A 20347-nucleotide genomic window follows, 5' to 3' on the forward strand; every position below is an offset into this window, starting at 1 on the left:
GCATAGCTAGGCGACATAATACGATTGGCCGAAATAGAATGAGGCTTCGTATGCTTCGCCATTGCCGTGCTGATCTCGCGGCAAGTGCCGGGGTTGTCGCCACTCGTTGTTTGGGAGCCAAACACTATGCGTTTTTTCGTCGTGACTGCCCTTACGATCGCCATGACTGCTCTTTCGCCTATAGCGTCAGCGCAACCTAATCAGATGAAAATTGTCGTTCCGTTTGCTGCGGGCGGCACTGCCGATGTGCTTGGCCGTATCGTTGCGCAGCAACTCGGTGCGATCAACGGCAGCCAAGTTATCGTCGAGAATCGCCCGGGTGGGGGTGGAAACATAGGTGCCGAGACTGTAGCGCGAGGACCGAGTGATGGCTCGACACTATTGCTCGGAACGATCGGCATTCACGCGGCGAGCAAGATCTACCGGTCACTTCCGTATGACCCGGCGAAGGATTTGCAGCCTGTGACGATCCTCGCTGAGGTGCCGAATGCTCTCATCGTGCATCCGTCCATCGCTGCAAAGGATGTCAAAGAATTTCTGGCGCTCGCAAAGAAGGAGCCCGGCGCGATCAATTTTGGTTCGGCCGGCAATGGATCGTCGACCCATATGATCGCTGAGCTTTTCAAGTTGAAAGCCGATGCAAAGCTCACGCACGTGCCCTATCGCGGCAGCGGGCCTGCGCTGAACGACCTCGTAGCCGGCCAGATTCAAGCGATGTTCGAAAATCTGCCGACTGCGCTTCCCTTCATCGAGAACGGCAACGTACGCGTTCTTGGTGTCACCAGTTCGACGCGATCGCCGAGCCTTCCGAACGTGCCAACCATCGCCGAAGCTGGCGTGCCAGGCTATGACGCGACTGCTTGGTTCACAATTGCGGTGGCGAGCACGGTGTCGGGTGCAGTCGTCGAGAAGCTAAATGCGGACATTCGCAGAATCCTCCAGCAGCCTGAGACGATCGAACGCTTCAAGAAACTCGGTGCCGTCATCGTCGGCAATAGCGTGACGGATGCCAGGACGTTTTTCGCTACCGAAACAACCAAATGGAACGGCGTCATTGACGCAGCTGGTATCCGGCTCGATTGATTGCGGCCGCTGATTAGCAACAGGAAGTCGGACATGCCGCTATCTCGATTCACGGTGCTCGACCTTACGCGGGTTCGCTCGGGCCCGCTCGCAGTGCGCCAACTCGCGGATTGGGGAGCCAATGTCATCAAGATCGAGCCGCCCGAAGCAATTGATGGCTCAAAGGGGATGGGCGGCGAACGCGATGGATCCGACTTCCAAAATACGCATCGCAACAAGCGCGGCATCACACTCAATCTGAAAGTGCCGGAGGGGCGAGAGCTCTTTTATTCTCTCGTCGCCAAAGCCGACGTCGTGGCCGAGAACTACCGGCCCGACGTCAAACAACGGCTCGGTATCGACTACGTGAACCTTAAGGGCATCAACAAACGTATCGTGCTTGCGAGCATTTCGGGCTTCGGACAGTCGGGCCCCTATGCGCGCCGTCCCGGCTTCGATCAGATTGCCCAGGGTATGGGCGGGCTGATGTCGGTGACAGGTCTGCCGGGGCAGGGTCCCATACGTGCAGGCATTCCTGTTGCCGACCTCTCGGCGGGACTTTACGCCGCGATTGGGATCCTCATCGCGCTGCTCGAGCGGGAGAATTCCGGTGAAGGCCAGTGGGTTCATACGTCGCTGCTTGAAGCGCAGATCGCGATGATGGATTTCCAGGCGACGCGATGGTTGATCGACAAGGATCGTCCCGGTCAAGCCGGCAACAATCACCCGACGAGCATTCCGACTGGGCTGTTCCGTGCGAATGATGGAATGCTGAATCTTGCGGGTGGCGGCGAGACGATGTGGCGTCGGATTTGCGAGGCGCTCGAACTCGGCGACGTTTTGAGTCGCTCTGATTTCTCGACTGAAGGCTTGCGGTCGCAAAACCGCGACTCGTTGAACGCGATCCTACAAGAGCGTTTCATCACGAATTCGGTCGGCTATTGGGTCGAGCGGCTTAACGCTGCCGGCGTTCCGTGCGGTCCGGTTTACGGCGTCGACGATATGTTCGCAGATCAGCATGTCGCTGCGCTCGATATGCGTCTTCCGGTCGATCACACGCGCCTCGGCAAACTCGATCTTCTGCGCAGCCCAGTGTCGATGAGTCGTGGAAAACGCCAAGCGCGAGCAACACCGGAGCGTGGTCAACATACGGACGAAGTGCTGAACGAGTTCGGCTTTACTGCCGAGAAGATCGCTGCGCTGCGCGCGCAAGACGTTGTCTGAAGGCGGAGCAAATCATGAGCACCGACTATCTGCAGCTTTCAGGGGAGGGCGGCGTTGCGACGCTGACCCTAAATAATCCGGCCAAGCACAACGCGATGAATTTCGCGATGTGGCAAGCTATGCCTGGCGTGCTGCAATCTTTCACCGAAGCGAAAGATGCGCGCGTGCTTGTGCTCCGCGGGGCAGGTGAGCGTTCTTTCTCGTCCGGAAATGACGTGTCCGAATTCGATAAAGTACGCAGCACGCCGGAGCAGGTTGCTCACTACAACAATTTGCAGCGGATCGTCTGCAATCAGCTCGGCAGCCTGACCAAGCCCACCATCGCACAAATCGATGGCTATTGTCTCGGTGCCGGTCTCGAGTTTGCGCTGCTGTGCGATTTCCGTTTCTGCACACCCACGTCACGCTTCGCTGTGCCAGCTGTGAAGCTCGGTCTTCCGTATCGCTATGAAGATATCACGAAGCTGCTTGACGTGATCGGCCCTGCGCGCACGAAAGAGATGGTGCTCGATGGTCGCCGGATTGATGGAGTCCGCGCCGCAGAGATCGGGCTTGTAACTCAGCTGGTTCAATCGCGTGCCGAGCTCGAGGCAAAAGTTTCTGATCTTGCGCAAGAGCTTGCCGAAAGCGCGCCGCTCAGCCTCTCGGCCGCCAAGATCACGATTGCGGAAGCGATACGCCGTGGCGGTCCGGCGAACCTCGCTTACTGCGACCAACTCGCTGACGCTGTATATGCGAGCGCGGACTATGTCGAGGGACGCAATGCCTTCGCGGCGAAACGCAAGCCGCGATTTGCGGGCCGCTGACAATGGCAGCGCTTTCGACCGAAGTGACGTTGCGGCCGACGGATCTCGATGATGTCGGGCACGTCAACAACGTGATCTTCGCGGCACTCGTTGCGGCCGGCCGTATGGACTTCATCGGACAACGGATGAAGGCGTTTGCCGCACAGGGCAGCGATTTCTGGCTGGTGCGCGTCGAGATCGACTATGTGCAGCAGCTGTTCTATCCGGGCGTCGCGCGGATCGAGACATCTATCGAGCGCGTCGGTCGCACATCGATAGGATTAGGTCACGAGATCTGGGGGTGTGAGCTTGCTGCGCGTGCAACGAGCGTCCTCGTTTACGTCGACAAGGGTTGGTCGCAAAGTCTGCCTCTCCCGGACGCGCTCGTCGCAGCGTTGAATCCCGCATCGGACCATTGAGACGATCATGAGCTATCGCATTGCAATCGACATTGGTGGCACGTTCACGGATGGCGTCATCGAAAACGTGAAAACCGGCGAGGTGAGACTCGCAAAGCGGCTAACGACGCAGTCCGATCCGGGGCAAGCGCTTGCCGACGTTGTCGATGATTTGTTGTCGGCCACGAACGCGGCAAATGGCAAAGGCAAGCCGGCTGCACTGGTTAGTGAAGTCGTTCACGGAAGCACGCTGGTGACGAATGCGCTGATCGAACGCAAAGGCGTCAAGACGGCTTTGATTGCAACGGAAGGGACCGGCGATATCATCGATATTGGACGCGAAGTCCGCTACGACCTTTACGACCTTGACATTCAAATGCCGAAGCCGCTGGTCGAACGCGGCGAGCGCTTCGAGCTGAATGAACGTGTTGCCACGGATGGCAGAATCCTCGTTGCGCCGTCGCAAGAAGATATCGACGGCGTCGTCGAAAAAGTCCGGCAGTCAGGCGCACAGTCAGTCGCTGTCGCTTTCCTCCACGCTTGCGTTAATCCTGACAATGAAATCCGGGTCGGCGAAGCGTTGCGCAAAGCATTGCCAAATGTTGCGGTTTCGCTCTCCTCACGCGTCGCCCGCGAAATTCGCGAGTACGAGCGCACCACGACGGCAACCGCGAATGCATTCGTCCAACCGATCGTCGCCAAGTACCTCAACGAATTGTCGGCGCGCTTACGGCAAGCTGGTATCGATGCGCCGTTGCGTATCATGGTGTCGAGCGGAGGTTCGACCTCAGCCGGCAACGCTGCCGAAGTGCCGATCACGACGCTGGAGTCTGGGCCAGCCGGCGGCGTGCTCAGCGCCGCCAATGCGGGCCGCGCGGCTGGTTTTGATGACGTGCTCGCGTTTGATATGGGTGGCACGACGGCAAAGATTTGCACGGTGATCGGGGGCGCGCCTTCGGTTGTGCATTCTTTCGAAGCCGCGCGTGTGAAGCGTTTCAAAAAGGGCAGTGGGCTTCCGCTTTTAATCGCAAGCATCGACCTCATCGAGATAGGTGCTGGCGGTGGCAGCATCGCTCGAATCAGCGATCTTGGTCTTCTCACGGTTGGACCAGATAGTGCTTCTGCCGATCCCGGCCCTGCTTGTTACGGCCGCGGCGGCCAGGGCGCTACAGTCACGGATGCTGACCTCACGCTCGGATATCTTAATCCAGACTTTTTCCTCGGCGGGCGCATGTCGCTTGATGCGTCGGCAGCAGAGGCAGCGCTGCAGAGGTTGGGCGACCGGTTGTCGCTGGCTGCTCGCGAGGTTGCGACTGGCATCTTCAACGTAGTCAACGAAGCGATGGCGGGCGCTGCCCGCGTGCACATCGCCGAGAAGGCGCAAGACCCGCGGCGCTTCACAATGGTCGCAACCGGCGGTGCAGGTCCAGTCCACGCTGTCGAGATCGCACGAAAGTTGCGCGTGCCACGCGTGCTGTTTCCGATCGCGGCAGGCACCGGTTCGTGTCTCGGTTTCCTTGCGGCACCGATCCGCGTCGATCGCTCGTTGTCAAAACCGACGCGCTTGGAAGCAGTTGATTGGGTGGAGACCGATACGGCGGTGTCAGCGCTCAAGCGTGATGCCGAAAAGGAGCTCAACGAAACGCTTACGGGGCCGGCCGAGGTCACCTGGCAACTACTTGTAGAAATGCGATACGTCGGGCAGGGCGCTAACCTCACGGTGTCTTTCCCATTGCGTAAGCTTGACGCCACATTTGCGCCAGATCTCGAGGCGGAGTTCCGCAAAAGTTACGAAATTAATTACGGCGGCGTTTTGCCGTCGGGGACGCTCGAACTCGTGACGTGGCGGATCGTTGGCGCTACGCGGCAAGGCGTGAAGCATTTTGCCTGGCCGCACGGCACGGCGGAAGCCACGATAACGCCGAAGGCAAAGCGAGAGATTTTCTGCACCGACAAGGGCGAGATGGCTTCCGTGTCTGTCTACGACCGATACGCACTTGCCGGCGGAGCGCGCCTGAAGGGACCGCTGATCCTCGAGGAGTCCGAGTCGACGGTCGTCGTACCGATCGCGGCAGATGTCGAAGTGCTGAGTGATCTCAGCGTCCTGGTGCGCTTGGGAGCTTGAACATGTCGACGATTGATCCGATCACGCTCGAAATATTGTGGACGCGCCTTGTCAGCCTGGTTGATGAGGCTGCCGCCACTCTGGTGCGCACATCGTTTTCGACAATCGTGCGCGAGTCTAACGACTATGCGGTTGTGCTGCTCGACCGCGACGCGAAGCTGCTCGCGCAATCGAGCCAAAGCATTCCGTCTTTCATCTGCACGCTGCCGGAAACAGTCCGCCACTTTCTGAAGGTGTTTCCGCGCGAGACGCTGAAGCCGGGTGACATCATGATCACCAATGATCCCTGGCTTGGCACCGGTCATTTGCCTGACATCAACATTGCTATGCCGGTGTTTCGCGACGGCGTTCTAGTCGGTTTTGCAGGGAGCGTCGCACACTCGCCCGATATCGGCGGCCGGTTGCGTTCGCCCGGCAACCGTGACCTCTATGAAGAGGGACTGCGCATCCCGCCAATGAAGCTGATCGCAGCGGGTATCATAAACGAAACACTCGTCGATATTATCCAAAATAACGTCCGTATTCCCGAACAAGTGATGGGCGATCTTTGGGCGCAAGTTGCCGCCAATCGGATGCTGTCCCAGCGTCTCCTCGACATGCTCCAGGAGACCGAATGCGATCTGGTAGCGTTGGGGAGCGAGATGTATGCGCGCTCTGAAGCAGCAATGCGAAGCGCGATTGCGGCGTTGCCGAACGGCGAGTATGAGCATGAAGCGCGCGTCGACGGTTTCATCGAACCTGTCACGATTCGTTGCCGGATCATCGTCACGGGCGATACGTTGACTGTCGACTACGCGGGGTCGTCGCCGCAATTGCCGCGTGCCATCAACGTCGTGCCGATCTATACATTCGCCTACACGGCGTACGCACTCAAATGCGTGCTAGCGCCGAATGTGCCAAACAACGATGGCTCGTTTCGGCCGATCAAAACGACGGCGCCGCTCGGTTCCATCCTCAACCCGAAGTTTCCAGCAGCCGTCAGTGCGCGAGCCATGACGGGACACCTGCTACCGACGGCCGTCATGGGTGCGCTCGCAGACGTCGTGCCGGATCGCGTTCGCGCAGCGGCAGGCTCGCCGCTTTGGTGCGTGCAGCTTGCCGGGTCGCATCAAGGCGAGCGCTTCGCGTCGACGCTCTTCTTGAATGGCGGGCAGGGTGCCGGCGCGGCAGGCGATGGTCTGCCTGCACTGAGCTTCCCGAGCAATCTCGCCAATACGCCGATCGAAGTGATCGAGTCGCAAGCGCCTATCCGCATTGTCCGGCGTGCTCTGCGACGTGGCACTGGCGGGGCCGGCAAGACGCGCGGCGGCGACGGGCAGGTGTTCGAAATCGATCTTTTGGCGGATGAACCGGTGACGATGACGTTCATGGCTGATCGTCTCCGCACCCCAGCCCCGGGAATGCGTGGAGGCGAGGCGGGCTCGACTGGACGTGTTTTGCTCGACGGCAAGCCGATCGATCCGCGCGACACGCTCGTTGCAAATCCTGGCGCACGCTTGACCCTCGAAACGCCGGGGGGGGGCGGCTTCGGCTCGCGTTAATAACGGCGAGCAAAGTCCAATTTACGTGCCGCGCGTATATCCAGCGGCGATATCGGCCGCGATACTTTTCGCATCACGACTACCGGGATTTCCGTGTCCACCGCCGCCAGGCGTTGCCATCAGCACTGTGTCGCCATGTTTAAGGACGTACTGCGCTTTCGGATCGACTTGCTTTCCATTTAAGCGAAGCTCGCCGGTTGCACCGGGCTCGCCCCCTTCAATTCCGAACGCCGCGAACCGAGTTCTCTCGGCGAGAAACGAGACCGCGATTGGCGTTTCGGATCGGCTTTCTATCAAGACTTCTTGGCCGAGACCGCCTCGATGTTTGCCCGCACCGCCGCTATCGGGACGCAGACGTTTGTGATGGAAGCGCAGCGGCGCGATGTGTTCACTGATCTCGACGGGGGTCGACGAAACGTTCGATGGCCACGACAAGCATGATAGACCATCAGCTTTGACGTTGCCGCCCATGCCTCCGTTGTAGAAAAACATATTGGCGTAAGGCTTACCGTTCGGCCGGATACCAGACTGGTTCATACCCCACATAGGCGCGCCGCATGCCGCCATCACTCGCTCCGGCAGCACTTGGCCGAGACAGCCGAAGACGAGCATCGGCAGATAGTGGCCGATCAGCATTCGCGAGCCACCCGAAGCCGGGAACACCGGGTTGACGATGCAGCCCGGCGGCGCAGTCACGGTGATCGCGCGCCACGCCCCTTCGTTGTTCGGCAGTTCGGGGCTGATGCAGACTTTTACCCCGTACATGCTCATCGCGTAGGTGTAACAATAAGCGCAATTGATCGCCCGATCGACCTGCGCGTCGGTTCCATCGTAGTCGATGGAGATGGTGTCACCTGCAATAGTGAGCGCCATGCGCAGCGTGATTGGCGTGTCCATCAGCCCGTCCGTCTGCAGCGAGCTTTCGTAGCGACCGTCCGGCAATGCTTTAATCGCAGCGCGCATGGCTCTCTCACAGCGCGTGTGGATCTCGTCCGCGAGAGGGTGAAGATCGTCGAGGTCAGCCTGCTCCATCAGATGCTTCAAGCGGTCTTCCATCAGGTCCAAGGCCACGACTTGCGCCCAGAGGTCGCCCATCGTTTCGTCCGGCGTCCTGACATTCTTGCGGATGATGGCGACAAGGGTCTCATCCATTGCACCGGCCCGCATGAGCTTCATCGGCGGGATCTGCAGACCTTCCTCAAACACTTCGCGTGGTTCGGGGCTGCGGATTTTGCCACCGATGTCCGGAGCATGCGCAGTCGACGCACTAAAGGCGACGAGACGGTCGCCGCGGAAGATTGGTTTGGCTACCGTGATATCGGGAAGGTGGCCGGTGCCGAGCCAGATGTCATTGGTGATAAGGACATCACCAGGCGCAAGTGTTTCGGGTGGAAAGAAGCGAAGAAAATGTTTCACCGTCGCAGGCAGCGTTCCGATGAAGCTCGGAATGCTTTCTGTTGCTTGTACCAAAGACTCTCCGGCCGCATCAGTCACGATGCAAGAAAAGTCGTAGCTTTCGCGAACGAGAGTGGAGAAGCTGGTCCGCACAAGCGCGGCCGCGGCTTCATCGACAAGCGAAATGAGACGACGCCATAGAAGCTCGAGCTCGACGGCATCGAAGCGGCGTTGAACCTGGTCTTGCATAGTCGGCACTCAGTTCGGCATCTCAGTGAGGATTGATCCGTCGGGCAGCACGCTGGCGCTGCTTCCCGGGCCGATTATGAACGTACTTTCGTTCTCTTCGAAGACGGCTGGTCCCACGATGCGTGCGCCCACCGCCAGCGCGTAGCGATCGTAGACCGGCGTCGAAAGAGGCTTGTCGGCATCTGCGAAATACACATCGCGATGCCCTTTGAGTAGAACAGCGTCGTCACTGGCTGCATTGATCGTGAGGGCCGCATCTGCGCCCGGCATTGGCGCAATCAAAGCGAGACGAATGGCGACGAATTGAATATTCGCGCCGGGTGGCGTGCGGCCGAACAGATCGCGGTAGCTTTTCTCGAACACCGCCTTAGCGCCCTCGGCTGTGATTGATTTCGGCAACGCGACAGTAATTTCCGATCCCTGGCCAGCGTATCGCATATCGGCTAACCGCTTGACCGTCGACTTCGCTATATTTGCGCCAGTCGATGATGCGATTCCCCGCGCTTCGGCTTCGAGCTCGGCAAAAGTATCCGACATCTGCGTCCACGACGCATCCTGTAGCGCGCAAACGAACGAACGAACGCGATCAATTCGGGCCGGAGCCATTAGCATTCCGATTGTGCTTCCTGCGCCGGCACAAGGTGGGCAAACGACGTGGCGGACGCCAAGTTTGCGGCCAACATTCCACGCGTGAACCGGACCCGCGCCGCCCGTCGCGAGGAGCGCGTATTCGCTAGGAATACGGCCACGCTCCGCGATGGCAACGCGTGCGGCGCCTGCCATATTTTCGTTGACGACGTCATGGATACCAATCGCGCCGCGCGATGAGTCGAGACCGAGCTTCTCCGTAACACTGCGCAGCGCTCTGCTCGCTGCTGCTTCGTCGATCCGCATCGCGCCGCCGAGAAAGAAATCGCCGTTGAGATAGCCGAGCGCCAAATCCGCATCTGTTACGGTCGGCTGCACGCCGCCGCGTCCATAGCAAGCCGGACCTGGCTCAGAACCCGCGCTTTCCGGGCCGACATTTAGCGTTCCGAGGGAGCTAGCGTGAGCGATAGATCCTCCGCCGGCACCAATTTCGATCAACTCGACGGTCGCGATTTGAATCGGCAAACCACTGCCGCGCAAAAACCGTTTCTGTCGCGCAGCCTCGAATCCCCAAGCAACGAGCGGCTCTCCGTCATCGATCAGCGCGAGCTTTGCTGTCGTGCCGCCCATGTCGAACGCGAGCACTCGATGCAGTGCGGCATGCCGACTGAACCACGCCCCTGCAAGCGCACCTGCTGCCGGGCCGCTTTCCAACAACTGAACGGGCGATCGTTTGGCCTCAGCAACGTGAGTCAGTCCGCCGTTCGACAGCATGAGGAAAAGGCTGCCGGGAATGCCCGATTGGCGAAGAGCGTTCTCGAGGCGATCGAGGTAGATCTCCGCTACAGGCTTAACATAGGCGTTCGTCACGGTTGTTACCATGCGCGAATATTCGCGGATTTCCGGTGCGATTTCGCTCGATAGCGAGAGCGACAAATCCGGAAAGCGCTCGGCAACCGCTACGGCGATCGCACGCTCGTGCTTGGGATTGGCGTATGCATGCAGGAAGCAAATCGCCAGGCTACGCATGCCGTCCGCAACTAGCTCCTCAACTTCTTTAAGAGCGGCGTTCACGTCGAGCGCTATCTCGATACTGCCGTCGGCGGCCAATCGCTCTTTCGCTTCGCGGCGCCATGGCCGTGCAACGAGTGGAGCGGGCATCTCAAGGAATAGATCGTAAAGCTCGTATTTTCTTTCGCGGCCGATTTCCAAGACATCCGAGAAGCCGGCTGTGGTTAGCAGTCCGGTTGGCGTGCCTTTGCGCTCGATGAGCGCATTGGTGAAAAGAGTCGTCGCGTGAATGACGCGCCCGATTTGTGCCGCGCCGACATTTTCACGCGTGAGCAGTTTTTTGAGCCCCTCGATCGCGCCGCGCGACGGATCGTCATGCGTAGTGCTCTCTTTCCATATCGAAGCTTTCCCGTTTGTGGAATCCAATAAGACAACGTCAGTGAATGTTCCTCCGATATCGATGCCGAGGGACAATTCAGATTTGGAATTGTGCATGCTGACCTATTCGATACGTATGTTCGATGCTTTGGCGACAGCAGCCCAGCGAGCTCGATCTCGCATGATTTGCTCTTTGAACGCCGGACCAGAGATTGGAAGCGGCTCCAATCCGCGGGCTGCCAGAGCCTGAATCGTTTCCGGTTCGCGTAAGGCGGCTCCAAAGAGCGCGCTGACACGTTCGACGACAGCTGTCGGCATGTTGGCCGGGCCGGCAAGGCCGAACCAATTGTTGAACTCGAGACTTGGGAAACGCGTCGCCAATGGAGCGGCTTTCGGAATGAGAGGCGACGGATGGGTCGATGTCACTCCGAGCGCTTTCATCTTTCCCTCTCCGACCATCGACGCGACTTCCGCGACATTCGCAACGAAAATGTCGACGCGGCCGCCAACGATGTCCATTGTCGCAGGCGCTCCACCTCGGTAGGGAACATGGATCATCTGAAGACCGAGTTCGCCTGCGATGTAGGCAGCAGCCAAATGATTGATCGAGCCCGGTCCTGATGATGCATATGTCGCGTTTCCGCCGCGAGAGCGCACATGCGACACAAAGCCATCAATATCGTCGAAGGGAGCGTCCGGCCGCGCGACGAGCGCCATCGCACTGCCCGCGAGATTAGTCACCGGTGTGAGCGCGGTATCGACATTGAGCGAAGCCCTGGACCCCGGAACGGCGGGAAGGACCGACATCATGCCCATGATGGCGCTGGCGAGCGTGTACCCATCCGGCTCCGCTTGAGAAGCAGCCTGCGCGGCAATCAGTCCATATGCGCCACTGCGTACCTCACCGACGATGACGGCGCCAGACGTTCGCCGCGCGCCTTCGCCAACCAGACGTACGACGATGTCGACTGCTCCTCCGGCCGGGTAACCGATGTAAACGTGGATAGGTTTGCTCGGGAACCAAGACTGCGCGCCTGCCTTTCCGGATAGCAGGGCCGCCGCCGGAACCAACCCAACCAGAAGCTCTCGGCGTGAAAGAGCTAAATTCGGCGACGCGACACAGGTTCGACGCGGACGCTTGATCATGCTGGCAAGCTCGCATAGCCAAGGTTGATAACAACAACGAGCGCTGCTTTGACGACGCTTACGGCCGGCCGAGGTTTGGCCACGGCAAATGGCAAAGTAGGGGTCCAATGGCTCATGCGAGACTCCTTAATCGCTCGAAGGGCCTAGGCGGAACACTCCGCGCACATTCACCGCTGGACAGCTTAGGCGCGCCGCTCTAGTCGGGGCCAATGCTATTCAGACAACGGACAATGCATTTTTGATATAGCCTGAGTATCATAACAGGTGCGCTGAACCTGAGCGAGGTAGCTTTCGATAACGCGCTGGATGCGCACAGTCTTGTGGAAAGCGCGTTGCGTGGTCTGACAAGCGCTATTGTATTTGCCCGACTTACTTCAAAGAATTTGATGCTGCCGGCGACACTCGAGAAAATCAGGCAACCATGCAGGCGACGCGAAACCGTGCGCCGAGCCTCTCATGAGCTTTACAATATCGGGTTGCTAGGCAAATCAGAGTGTTGTTGGCTTTCGGTCATCGCCTCTATGATGCGATCGCCTAGAAGGTGGCCGGCGCGCGATAGGGAGCGCGTTTTGTGCAAGCAAATGTCGGCGGCGGGTAGCGGCGGCAACGTGGATGGAGCTACGTGGCGGAGACTGCGCGGAAAAGTTCCAGCTTTCATCACGGTGACAGCAAGGCCTTCGGCGGCGACAGCTTCGACCGCGGCTGTACTGTGGCTAACGAAAGCCAGGCGCCATGGCCGGCCGATTTTGTCGAGAGCATCGATGGCCCACTCCCGGAACAAACAGCCGGGTGGGTAGAGCGCCAGCTGTAATTGATCGGATGCGTCGAGACCGTTGATTGCCGTAGCCCAGACGGCTTGCTCGCGGCGCAGGAGATGCCCCTTGCCCATGCCAGACGGATGCATCGCAACGACTAGATCGAACGAGCTTCCGAGCCGCTCGACCATCGCTCCGGTGAGCCCTGTCTCCATCGCGATGCGCACGCGCGGGTAACTCAGCGCGAACGACGCGAGCAGTCTTGGAATGATCCTCGTACCGTAATCGTCCATCACGCCGAGCCGGACGAGACCTTCGACCTTGTGATCCCGCAACCGACCAGCCGCTTCTTCGCCAAGTGCGAGGATGCGGCGCGCGTATCCAAGCAAAGCCTCGCCAGATGGACTAAGCGCAACATGCGACCGGTTGCGAATGAACAACGGAGCGCCGATCCGATCTTCGAGGCGCTTTATCTGCATGCTGACGGCAGATTGTGTTCGATTCAGTCCAGACGCCGCGCGCGTGAAGGAGCGATTGTCCGCGACAGCGACGAAGGCCGAAAGGAGTTCTGGCTCGAGGTTCAGCATCAAGGTTCATGATAAGATCGTTCACAACAATTCCATATCTTGATTTGTTGGACAAGCTATCGTCGTTCGCACAGTGGGTGGTCGACGATGGAATTGATTGGTGTGATTGCGGCCGTTGCGTCGAGCGCTATCGGAGGCGCGTCAATAGCGCTGACGCGCTTCGTCGTAACGGATGCGGACCCGTTTTTGATCGGCGCCTTTCGATTCGGGATCGGCTTCGCGCTTCTGCTGCCCTTGGCTTGCCTCGGTCGAACGCGATGGCCGGCGAGAGCGGACCTTCCCGCTGTGGCAGCATTAGGTCTGCTCTTCTTCGGCATGTTCCCAGTGTTGTTCAACGCCTCGCTCGCGTACACGACAGCGGCGCGAGCCTCGCTCGCCCTCTCGACGCTGCCGCTGCTCACGATGATCATTGCTGCGCTGCTGGGTGTCGAGCCGCTGACACGGCGCAAGTTAGCTGGCGTTTGCATTTCGACATCAGGTGTCGTGATCGCCCTGACGAGCGGATTGGCTTACGCCCCAGCCGGCGCATGGCGTGGCGATCTGCTCATGCTCGCCGCAGCCGTTTGTATGGCGCTCTATAACGTTTGGTCACGCCCGTATATCGCTCGATCCGGTGCGATCCCATTCACCTGCGTCGCGATGGGAATGGGCGGCGCTGTGCTCATCGTGATCGCGCTATGCAATGGCGGACCTGCGCAAGTGAAGGCTTTCGGTCCGACGCAATGGTGGACGCTCAGCTTGCTCGGCGCGTTCGGTGGCGCGCTGACGTTCTATCTGTGGGCTGCTGCGCTGGCGCGGACAACACCGACGCGCGTTGCGTTGTCCGTAACCGTCAATCCGATCGTCGCGTCGATCGTTGCGGCATTTCTGCTGGCGGAACCACTACAGTGGACCATCGGCGTCGGGTTGCTCGCGGTCATGATCGGCATATTGTTTGCTACGACAAGCGCAGGTCGGAGAAGCGATTAACGCGGCAGGTTTTCCGTTTGCCATGCGCGTTGGCGACATTTTCTGCGCGCACAGCTATCGCTCGGCAAGAAAGCCATTGCTTGTTGGCGATGTCAGGTTCTAGACGTGGTGAGCTTTTTTGCGAGGCGCATCGCTCTCGGTGTCCGCGGCTGCTAGCAGTTACTGAAACTTGGCCCGGCATTGGTCTGGTGCGAGCGTGGTTATCCCGCCTGCATCGGTCGTCGTCCTCCATACGCAATTTTACGATGCTGAGCGCTGATCAGATCACCAGCGCGAATGTTACGTAGGAAGCGGTGACCGACTTTACGTACTATGCCGGGGATCTTCAGGTCACAACGCGCGGCCGTTGTAACGAGGAGATTGTGCTCAGTCTTCGCATGACCTACAGGTCTGCAACCGCGGCCGCCAGTGCGCTGTGCTATTCAGATAGAGAGCTTCCGGCACCATTGTCTTGAAAAGGACGTGGACGCCCTAACTGCGGCGCTCGGATATTTTTGTCGTGGAAATAGCGCGACTCAAAGCGTCTGCAGCTGCCGACATTGTCCGTCCTCGTCTGGAAATCAGGTAGATAGGCCGAGATAGGTGCGGCGCCTCAATGAGTTTGGAACTGAGCATAGGACGTGCGAACTGGTGCAGGCTTAGCGATGGAACAATTGTGACCCCGAGCCCGGCTTCGACCATAGCGGCGACTGTCGCCATGTAGTTCGCCTCCCGCGCATCTTTCAGTTCCATCCCTTCAAAAGCGGTGTCGATGACACGCCTAACGCTGCTGTTCCGTGTGAGATGAATGAACGGGTGAGCCGCAATATCTGACGGCGAAATCTTGCGGCGCGCGAGCAGGGGATGCCCGCGCTGGCACACAAGATAGAACCGATCCGTGGCGACCAGCTTGCGCTCCAAATCCTCGGCGCTGCCAATCGTCGTTAGGCCGAGATCGACATCGCCGCTACGAACTAGCGAGACGCATGTCTCGGAGACCTCATCTCGCAGCATCACCTGAATGTTGGGGTGCTGCGCGGCAAGACGCGAGATGATCGTCGGCATCCATCCGGCAGCAACCGATGGGAGAGCCGCAATCGCAACGCGGCCGCGGCGCCGCGCGGCACGATCGCGGAATACTTCGACGATGTCGGAAAGGTCGGCGAATAGCTGATGAGCGAACGGCTCGAACACCTCACCATCCGCCGTAAGCTCAACGCGGCGCGTCGTCCTGTCGAACAGTTTGGCGCCGAGCGCATGTTCCAGCGACGACACGCGCGTGCTGAACGCTGATTGCGATAGGCCGCAACGGGCGGCAGCCCTGGTGAAGCTCTTCTCCTGCGCAAGCGTCAGGAAGATCTGGAGGTCGTGGCTGGTTATATTCATGAGACCGATCAATCGCTCCGATCTTTCGATTTATCAGATGTCTGGGCTGGCGTTAAGCTTCATTAGCCGGCTCCGAAGACTGAGGGTTCCGATGGTCAAGATTTCGCGCAGATCACTCCTCCGCAGCGTTGGTATGGCTTCTCTCGCGGTGCCGTTTGTTGGGCGCGCTTGGGCTCAGGACACGTTCCCGGCGCGGCCCGTGACACTGATAGTTCCGTTCCCGGCCGGAGGTACAGCGGACACGACCTTCCGTCTCCTTGCGACGATCGCGTCGCGGCATCTCGGGCAATCCATCGTTGTCGAGAACCGGCCGGGCGCGAGCGCGACGCTCGGCGCAGTCGCGATGCTGTCGGTGCCGCCTGATGGCTATAGGATCGCGGTGACGCATTCGGCCGTGCTCCGTGTTCAGCTGATGCAACAGACGCAGTACGACGCGCTGAAGGATTTTACGCCGATCATTCAGGTCAGCGCTTTCAACGTCGGCATCGTTGTGCGCAACGAGTCGCCGCTGAAGACCTGGGCGGATTTCGTTGCCGACGCGAAGAAGCGCCCGGGCGATGTGAATTACGGCACCAATGGCCCGGCGACATCGCAGAATCTCGCCCTCATTCAAGTCGCCGATATCGAGAAAATGAAAATCACGCACGTGCCCTTCAAAGGAGATTCCGAAGGCATCGCGGCGCTGCTCGGCGGTCACATCGATGCGCATGCTGGCGGTACGATCCTCGGCGATCTCGTCGATAATGGGCAGGCGCGCTGGCTTGCCGTGTTTTCCGATGAGCGCATCAAGCGCTGGCCAAATGTGCCGACTCTCTACGATCTCGGCTACGACGTGACGGCCGCAAGCCCGAATGGCTTGATCGGGCCGAAGGGCATGCCGGCCGAAGTCGTGCAGCGCCTGCACGATGCGTTCAAGCTCGCGGTGCTCGATCCCGAGCATGTGGCGATTCAAGAGAAATACGGGCAGCCGATCTCGTACAAGGACAGCGCCGGTTTCGCCGAGACGATCCGCAAGAATTTCGAGCTGGAGCGCGAGAAAATTAAGCGCGCTGGCCTGCTGCGTTCGTAATCGAGAAGACGGAATAGACAATGCAAGTTGGTGTGGAAATAGGCGGCACCTTCACGGACCTCGTTTGGGTCAACAACGAAGGTGTCGTTTCGGTCGGCAAGGTTCCGTCAACGCCGAGCGAAGTTCATCGCGCGGTCGAGAATGCGGTCGATCAATCGGCGGTGCCGCTGCGTGAGGTCAAGCGCTTCACGCACGGCTCGACGATCGCGACGAATGCGCTGATCACGCGGCGCGGCGCGAAGACCGGGCTGCTGGCGACGAAGGGCTTTCGCGACATTATCGAGATCGGTCTGCACGATCGCGTCGGTAACATCTACACGGCGTACTATCACAAGCCGCGCGCGCCGGTGGAGCGTCGCTTCATTCGCGAAATCCCAGAGCGGATCGACGGCAGCGGCGCTGTCGTCACCGCGCTCGACGAGGACGCGGCGCGTCGCGAGATCCAATATCTCTTGGACAACGGTGTGACGTCGATCGCGATCTGCCTGATGCATGCCTACCGCAATCCGGTGCATGAGGAGCGACTGCGCGACCTAATTCTTGCGATGAGCCCCGGCACTCGCGTCGGCTGTTCGAGCCGAGTGTCGCCTGAGTTCCGCGAATACGAACGGACCGTGACGACGGTGGTGAATGCCTTCGTCTCGCCCGTGGTGGTGAATTACATCGATCGCCTCGGCGATGGTCTGACGACGCGCGGCTGCGAGAGCGGCTTGCAGATCATGCAGTCGAACGGCGGCATCATGCCGGCTGATGCGGCGGGCGATAACTCCGTCCGCATGCTGCTGTCCGGCCCGGCGGCGGGCGTGCAGGCCGCGGCGTGGTTCGCGCGGCGCAACAACATCGCGGACATCATTACGATCGACATGGGCGGCACCAGCACGGATGTCGCGGTCGCGCCGATGCTGGAGCCGCGCATCGTGCAGGAGTTGACGGTCGACGATCTGCCAATCCGCACGACGGCGCTCGACATGGTGACGGTCGGCGCCGGTGGCGGAAGCATCGCGGCGCTCGACGCCGGCGGATTTCTCAATGTCGGCCCCGCGAGTGCGGGCGCGGAGCCTGGCCCCGCCTGCTACGGACGCGGCGGTACACTACCGACCGTGACGGATGCGCAGCTCATCGCGGGGCTGCTGCGCCCGTCGCATTTCTTCGCCGGCAAACTCAACCTCGATGTCGAGGCCGCGAAGGCTGCGTTCGGCACGCTCGCGATGCCCGGTGATCTTGGGCAGAAGGCGGACGCCGTGCTGCAGATGGTCAACAGCAACATGGCGGCGGCCGTGCGGCTGGTATCGACCGCGCGCGGCATCGACCCGCGCGACTTCACTCTCGTCGCTTACGGTGGAGGTGGACCGCTCCACGCCGCGACGGTCGCGGACGAAGTCGGCATGAACAAAGTGCTGATGCCGTGGTCGCCTGGAATCACGAGTGCGTTCGGGCTGCTGATCGCGGACCTCAAGGTCGATTTCATCAAGGCGAAACTGCAGCCGCTCACCGACGAGACGCTCAGCGAGGCTCGCGCGTCGGACCTCGGCGAGACCTGTGATCGCTATGCGGCGAACCTCGGGCTTGCGAAGCGGCAATACACGGTCGAGATGGGCCTCGATCTCCGTTACGCTGGTCAAGGATTCGAGCTGACGATCTGGCGCGACATTGCGTCGACCGATGCGGCGACGCTGCGGCGCGTGTTCGAAGACCTGCACAACGAACGTTACGGCTATCAGCGACCGAATCTCGCGGTGCAGATCGTCAACACTCGCGCGCGGCTTGCGCGCAAGAGCGATCTCAATGTCGTCACGCCGATCGGCAACGCTGCAGGCGACAAACCCGAGAAACACGAGATCGTGCTGCAGGGTCGTCGCGTGAGTGCGACATTCGTTTCACGCGCGAGCCTTCGCGTCGGTGACGCGATCGAAGGTCCCGCGATCCTCGAAGAGCCGACGACGACCACGCTGGTGCCGCCCGGATGGGTCGCGCGCTGCCGCGAGACGGGCGATCTCGTGCTGGAGAAAATCTCATGAGCGGCGATCAGACCAAACTCGCGATCCTCGCCAATGCCATCCGCGCTATCGCGAACGAGATGGGCGCGATCCTGGTGCGCTCAGCCTTCTCGACCATCGTGCGCGAGGCGCGCGATTGCTCGACCGCGATCCTTGATGCTTCCGGCAATGTCGTGTCGCAAGCCGAGATGATCCCGATTCACAATGGCGGTCTCAGTGAAGCCTTCCGAGCCTCGGTCGCGCAGCTCGACATGTCGGATATCGGGCCGACCTCCGCGATCCTGCTTAACGATCCTTACGCGGGCGGACAGCACCTCAACGACTTCATCATCTTCCAGCCGGTGTTCTCGCAGGGAACGCTGATCGGCTGGGTCGGCAACACGGCGCACCATCTCGATGTCGGTGGCGGTGGCGCGGGCATCAACATCGACGCGACCGAGTTGATTCAAGAAGGCATCGTGATCCCGCCGCTGCTGATCGATGTCGAGCGGGATTTGTTCGGCGGCGCGATCGATCGGTTGATCTTCGCGAATGTGCGCACGGCCGAGCTTGGCCGGGGCGACTTTTACGCGCAGGTCGCGGCCAATCGCACCGGCATCGATCGGCTGCAGGAACTCGCGGAGCGCCATGGGCATGATCTCGTCACCCGCGCGATGGCCGAGACGCTCGACTATACGGAGCGGCGGATGCGCGCCGCGATTCAGACGATCCCGAACGGCACGTGGAGCGGCGAAGCCTGGATCGACGCGGATGTGCGCGGCGATGTTCCGCTCAAAGTCGTCGCGACCGTTACGGTGAGTGACGGCAGCATGGTGCTGGATTTCACCGGCACAGCGCCGGAAACGCGCAGCATGTTCAACAGTTCGAAATCGTCGTCGCTCGCGGCGGCAGTGTCTGCGGTGCGTTGCCTGCTGGCCGACAAGGACATTCCGGCGAACGATGCGTGCAATCGGCTGATCGACATTCGCATGCCGGAAGGCACCATCGTCAATCCGAGGCCGGGCCGTCCGGTGCGTGCGCGCATTGCGGTGTCTTATCGCGTGCTCGATGCGATTCACGAAGCGCTCGGCAAGGCGATCCCGGAACGCGTTCCCGCACAGGGCTTCAATTCCACCACCGGGCTGTATCTCGTGCAGGAGCGACCAAACGGCGCGACGCGAATTTATGCGGACGTTCTCGGCGGCGGCTATGGCGGCGCGCCGCGCTACGACGGCGCGCATGCGCTGGCGGGCGTTCTCTCTTCGAGCCGCAACACACCGATCGAGTCGATCGAGCAGATTCATCCGCATATCCGCATGCTGGAATACGGCCTTGTGCCGGATTCTTGCGGTGCAGGGCAGTGGCGCGGCGGGCTCGGCTTCCGGCGCGCGATCGAAGTTCTCGAGGATAATGTCGTGCTCAGCTACTACTCGGAGCACTTCCGCTATCCGGCGCGCGGCAAGATGGGGGGCGGCGATGCTGCGAAAGCCTCGCTGAAAGTGAAGCGCGGCGCCGAAGTGTTCGACCTGCCGACGACCGACATCATGACGCTGCAGAAGGGGGACATCGTCGTGCTCACGGTCGGCGGCGGCGCCGGCTGGGGTGAGGCGGAGAAGCGAGCGGTCGATCTCGTCGAGCGCGACCTCGAGCAAGGCATCATTTCGGAAGACTTCGCGCGGAAACATTATCCGCAAGCATTTCGCCAGGCGCGCGTCGCCTAAAGG

General features: G+C 60.3%; 15 protein-coding genes. 10 read left to right on the forward strand and 5 right to left on the reverse strand.

Features of this window, described 5'->3' with window-relative positions:
* Window positions 1–204 precede the first annotated feature (204 nt).
* The 6 genes from GJW30_RS09690 to GJW30_RS09715 are packed head-to-tail and all read left to right on the forward strand — an operon-like array spanning window position 205 to window position 7135.
* Window positions 205–1083, forward strand: a complete 879-nt coding sequence (locus tag GJW30_RS09690) for a Bug family tripartite tricarboxylate transporter substrate binding protein (protein ID WP_157746720.1) — start codon at window positions 205–207, stop codon at window positions 1081–1083.
* Between the two features lie 12 nt (window positions 1084–1095).
* Entirely contained in the window at window positions 1096–2286 is a 1191-nt protein-coding gene (locus GJW30_RS09695; RefSeq protein ID WP_430727124.1) for a CaiB/BaiF CoA transferase family protein, read from the forward strand.
* Between the two features lie 14 nt (window positions 2287–2300).
* A complete protein-coding gene (locus GJW30_RS09700) occupies window positions 2301–3092 on the forward strand; it encodes an enoyl-CoA hydratase-related protein (protein ID WP_096354707.1) in 792 nt (263 codons plus the stop codon).
* Window positions 3093–3094: 2 nt separating this feature from the next.
* Window positions 3095–3490 (forward strand): acyl-CoA thioesterase, encoded by a 396-nt coding sequence (locus GJW30_RS09705; protein ID WP_096354710.1) that lies wholly within the window; start codon window positions 3095–3097, stop codon window positions 3488–3490.
* A gap of 7 nt (window positions 3491–3497) precedes the next feature.
* Window positions 3498–5594 carry a hydantoinase/oxoprolinase family protein gene (locus tag GJW30_RS09710; protein WP_096354712.1) on the forward strand — a complete coding sequence of 699 codons (2097 nt, stop codon included), beginning with the start codon at window positions 3498–3500 and terminating at the stop codon, window positions 5592–5594.
* Window positions 5595–5596: 2 nt separating this feature from the next.
* On the forward strand, window positions 5597–7135 hold the full coding sequence (locus GJW30_RS09715; RefSeq protein WP_096354714.1) for a hydantoinase B/oxoprolinase family protein: 1539 nt from the start codon (window positions 5597–5599) through the stop codon (window positions 7133–7135).
* Window positions 7136–7156: 21 nt separating this feature from the next.
* Here GJW30_RS09715 and GJW30_RS09720 read toward each other — a convergent pair whose 3' ends face one another.
* The 4 genes from GJW30_RS09720 to GJW30_RS09735 form a co-directional block, all read right to left on the reverse strand.
* A complete protein-coding gene (locus tag GJW30_RS09720; protein WP_096354717.1) occupies window positions 7157–8779 on the reverse strand; it encodes a hydantoinase B/oxoprolinase family protein in 1623 nt (540 codons plus the stop codon).
* Window positions 8780–8788: 9 nt separating this feature from the next.
* Window positions 8789–10804 carry a hydantoinase/oxoprolinase family protein gene (locus tag GJW30_RS09725; RefSeq protein WP_245408713.1) on the reverse strand — a complete coding sequence of 672 codons (2016 nt, stop codon included), beginning with the start codon at window positions 10802–10804 and terminating at the stop codon, window positions 8789–8791.
* A 75-nt stretch (window positions 10805–10879) separates the two neighbouring features.
* A complete protein-coding gene (locus GJW30_RS09730; protein ID WP_096354723.1) occupies window positions 10880–11902 on the reverse strand; it encodes a Bug family tripartite tricarboxylate transporter substrate binding protein in 1023 nt (340 codons plus the stop codon).
* Between the two features lie 463 nt (window positions 11903–12365).
* Window positions 12366–13244 (reverse strand): LysR family transcriptional regulator, encoded by an 879-nt coding sequence (locus GJW30_RS09735; RefSeq protein WP_096354726.1) that lies wholly within the window; start codon window positions 13242–13244, stop codon window positions 12366–12368.
* A gap of 87 nt (window positions 13245–13331) precedes the next feature.
* On the opposite strand from GJW30_RS09735, the gene GJW30_RS09740 reads away from it, so the two are divergent.
* Complete coding sequence (locus GJW30_RS09740) at window positions 13332–14213, forward strand: DMT family transporter (RefSeq protein WP_096354730.1); 882 nt, start codon at window positions 13332–13334, stop codon at window positions 14211–14213.
* A gap of 471 nt (window positions 14214–14684) precedes the next feature.
* On the opposite strand, the gene GJW30_RS09745 is transcribed toward GJW30_RS09740, so the two are convergent.
* Window positions 14685–15578 carry a LysR family transcriptional regulator gene (locus GJW30_RS09745; protein ID WP_096354735.1) on the reverse strand — a complete coding sequence of 298 codons (894 nt, stop codon included), beginning with the start codon at window positions 15576–15578 and terminating at the stop codon, window positions 14685–14687.
* 133 nt (window positions 15579–15711) lie between these two features.
* Here GJW30_RS09745 and GJW30_RS09750 point away from each other — a divergent pair, with 133 nt between their 5' ends.
* The 3 genes from GJW30_RS09750 to GJW30_RS09760 are packed head-to-tail and all read left to right on the forward strand — an operon-like array spanning window position 15712 to window position 20344.
* Window positions 15712–16647 (forward strand): Bug family tripartite tricarboxylate transporter substrate binding protein, encoded by a 936-nt coding sequence (locus GJW30_RS09750; RefSeq protein ID WP_210421558.1) that lies wholly within the window; start codon window positions 15712–15714, stop codon window positions 16645–16647.
* Window positions 16648–16667: 20 nt separating this feature from the next.
* Window positions 16668–18665, forward strand: coding sequence for a hydantoinase/oxoprolinase family protein (locus GJW30_RS09755; RefSeq protein ID WP_096354742.1), 1998 nt, complete (start codon window positions 16668–16670; stop codon window positions 18663–18665).
* A complete protein-coding gene (locus tag GJW30_RS09760; protein ID WP_157746722.1) occupies window positions 18662–20344 on the forward strand; it encodes a hydantoinase B/oxoprolinase family protein in 1683 nt (560 codons plus the stop codon). Before GJW30_RS09755 ends, GJW30_RS09760 begins: the two co-directional genes overlap by 4 nt.
* Window positions 20345–20347: the final 3 nt, after the last annotated feature.

Origin of the sequence: Variibacter gotjawalensis (assembly GCF_002355335.1) — a bacterium.
GTDB lineage: Bacteria > Pseudomonadota > Alphaproteobacteria > Rhizobiales > Xanthobacteraceae > Variibacter > Variibacter gotjawalensis.

What these genes read in the sequence shown, in the direction of transcription:
- GJW30_RS09690 (WP_157746720.1), top strand. Translation starts at nt 205, where the DNA reads ATGAAAATTGTCGTTCCGTTTGCTGCGGGCGGCACTGCCGATGTGCTT.
- GJW30_RS09700 (WP_096354707.1), top strand. Translation starts at nt 2,301, where the DNA reads ATGAGCACCGACTATCTGCAGCTTTCAGGGGAGGGCGGCGTTGCGACG.
- GJW30_RS09705 (WP_096354710.1), top strand. Translation starts at nt 3,095, where the DNA reads ATGGCAGCGCTTTCGACCGAAGTGACGTTGCGGCCGACGGATCTCGAT.
- GJW30_RS09710 (WP_096354712.1), top strand. Translation starts at nt 3,498, where the DNA reads ATGAGCTATCGCATTGCAATCGACATTGGTGGCACGTTCACGGATGGC.
- GJW30_RS09715 (WP_096354714.1), top strand. Translation starts at nt 5,597, where the DNA reads ATGTCGACGATTGATCCGATCACGCTCGAAATATTGTGGACGCGCCTT.
- GJW30_RS09720 (WP_096354717.1), bottom strand. Translation starts at nt 8,779, where the DNA reads ATGCAAGACCAGGTTCAACGCCGCTTCGATGCCGTCGAGCTCGAGCTT.
- GJW30_RS09730 (WP_096354723.1), bottom strand. Translation starts at nt 11,902, where the DNA reads ATGATCAAGCGTCCGCGTCGAACCTGTGTCGCGTCGCCGAATTTAGCT.
- GJW30_RS09735 (WP_096354726.1), bottom strand. Translation starts at nt 13,244, where the DNA reads ATGCTGAACCTCGAGCCAGAACTCCTTTCGGCCTTCGTCGCTGTCGCG.
- GJW30_RS09740 (WP_096354730.1), top strand. Translation starts at nt 13,332, where the DNA reads ATGGAATTGATTGGTGTGATTGCGGCCGTTGCGTCGAGCGCTATCGGA.
- GJW30_RS09745 (WP_096354735.1), bottom strand. Translation starts at nt 15,578, where the DNA reads ATGAATATAACCAGCCACGACCTCCAGATCTTCCTGACGCTTGCGCAG.
- GJW30_RS09750 (WP_210421558.1), top strand. Translation starts at nt 15,712, where the DNA reads ATGGCTTCTCTCGCGGTGCCGTTTGTTGGGCGCGCTTGGGCTCAGGAC.
- GJW30_RS09755 (WP_096354742.1), top strand. Translation starts at nt 16,668, where the DNA reads ATGCAAGTTGGTGTGGAAATAGGCGGCACCTTCACGGACCTCGTTTGG.
- GJW30_RS09760 (WP_157746722.1), top strand. Translation starts at nt 18,662, where the DNA reads ATGAGCGGCGATCAGACCAAACTCGCGATCCTCGCCAATGCCATCCGC.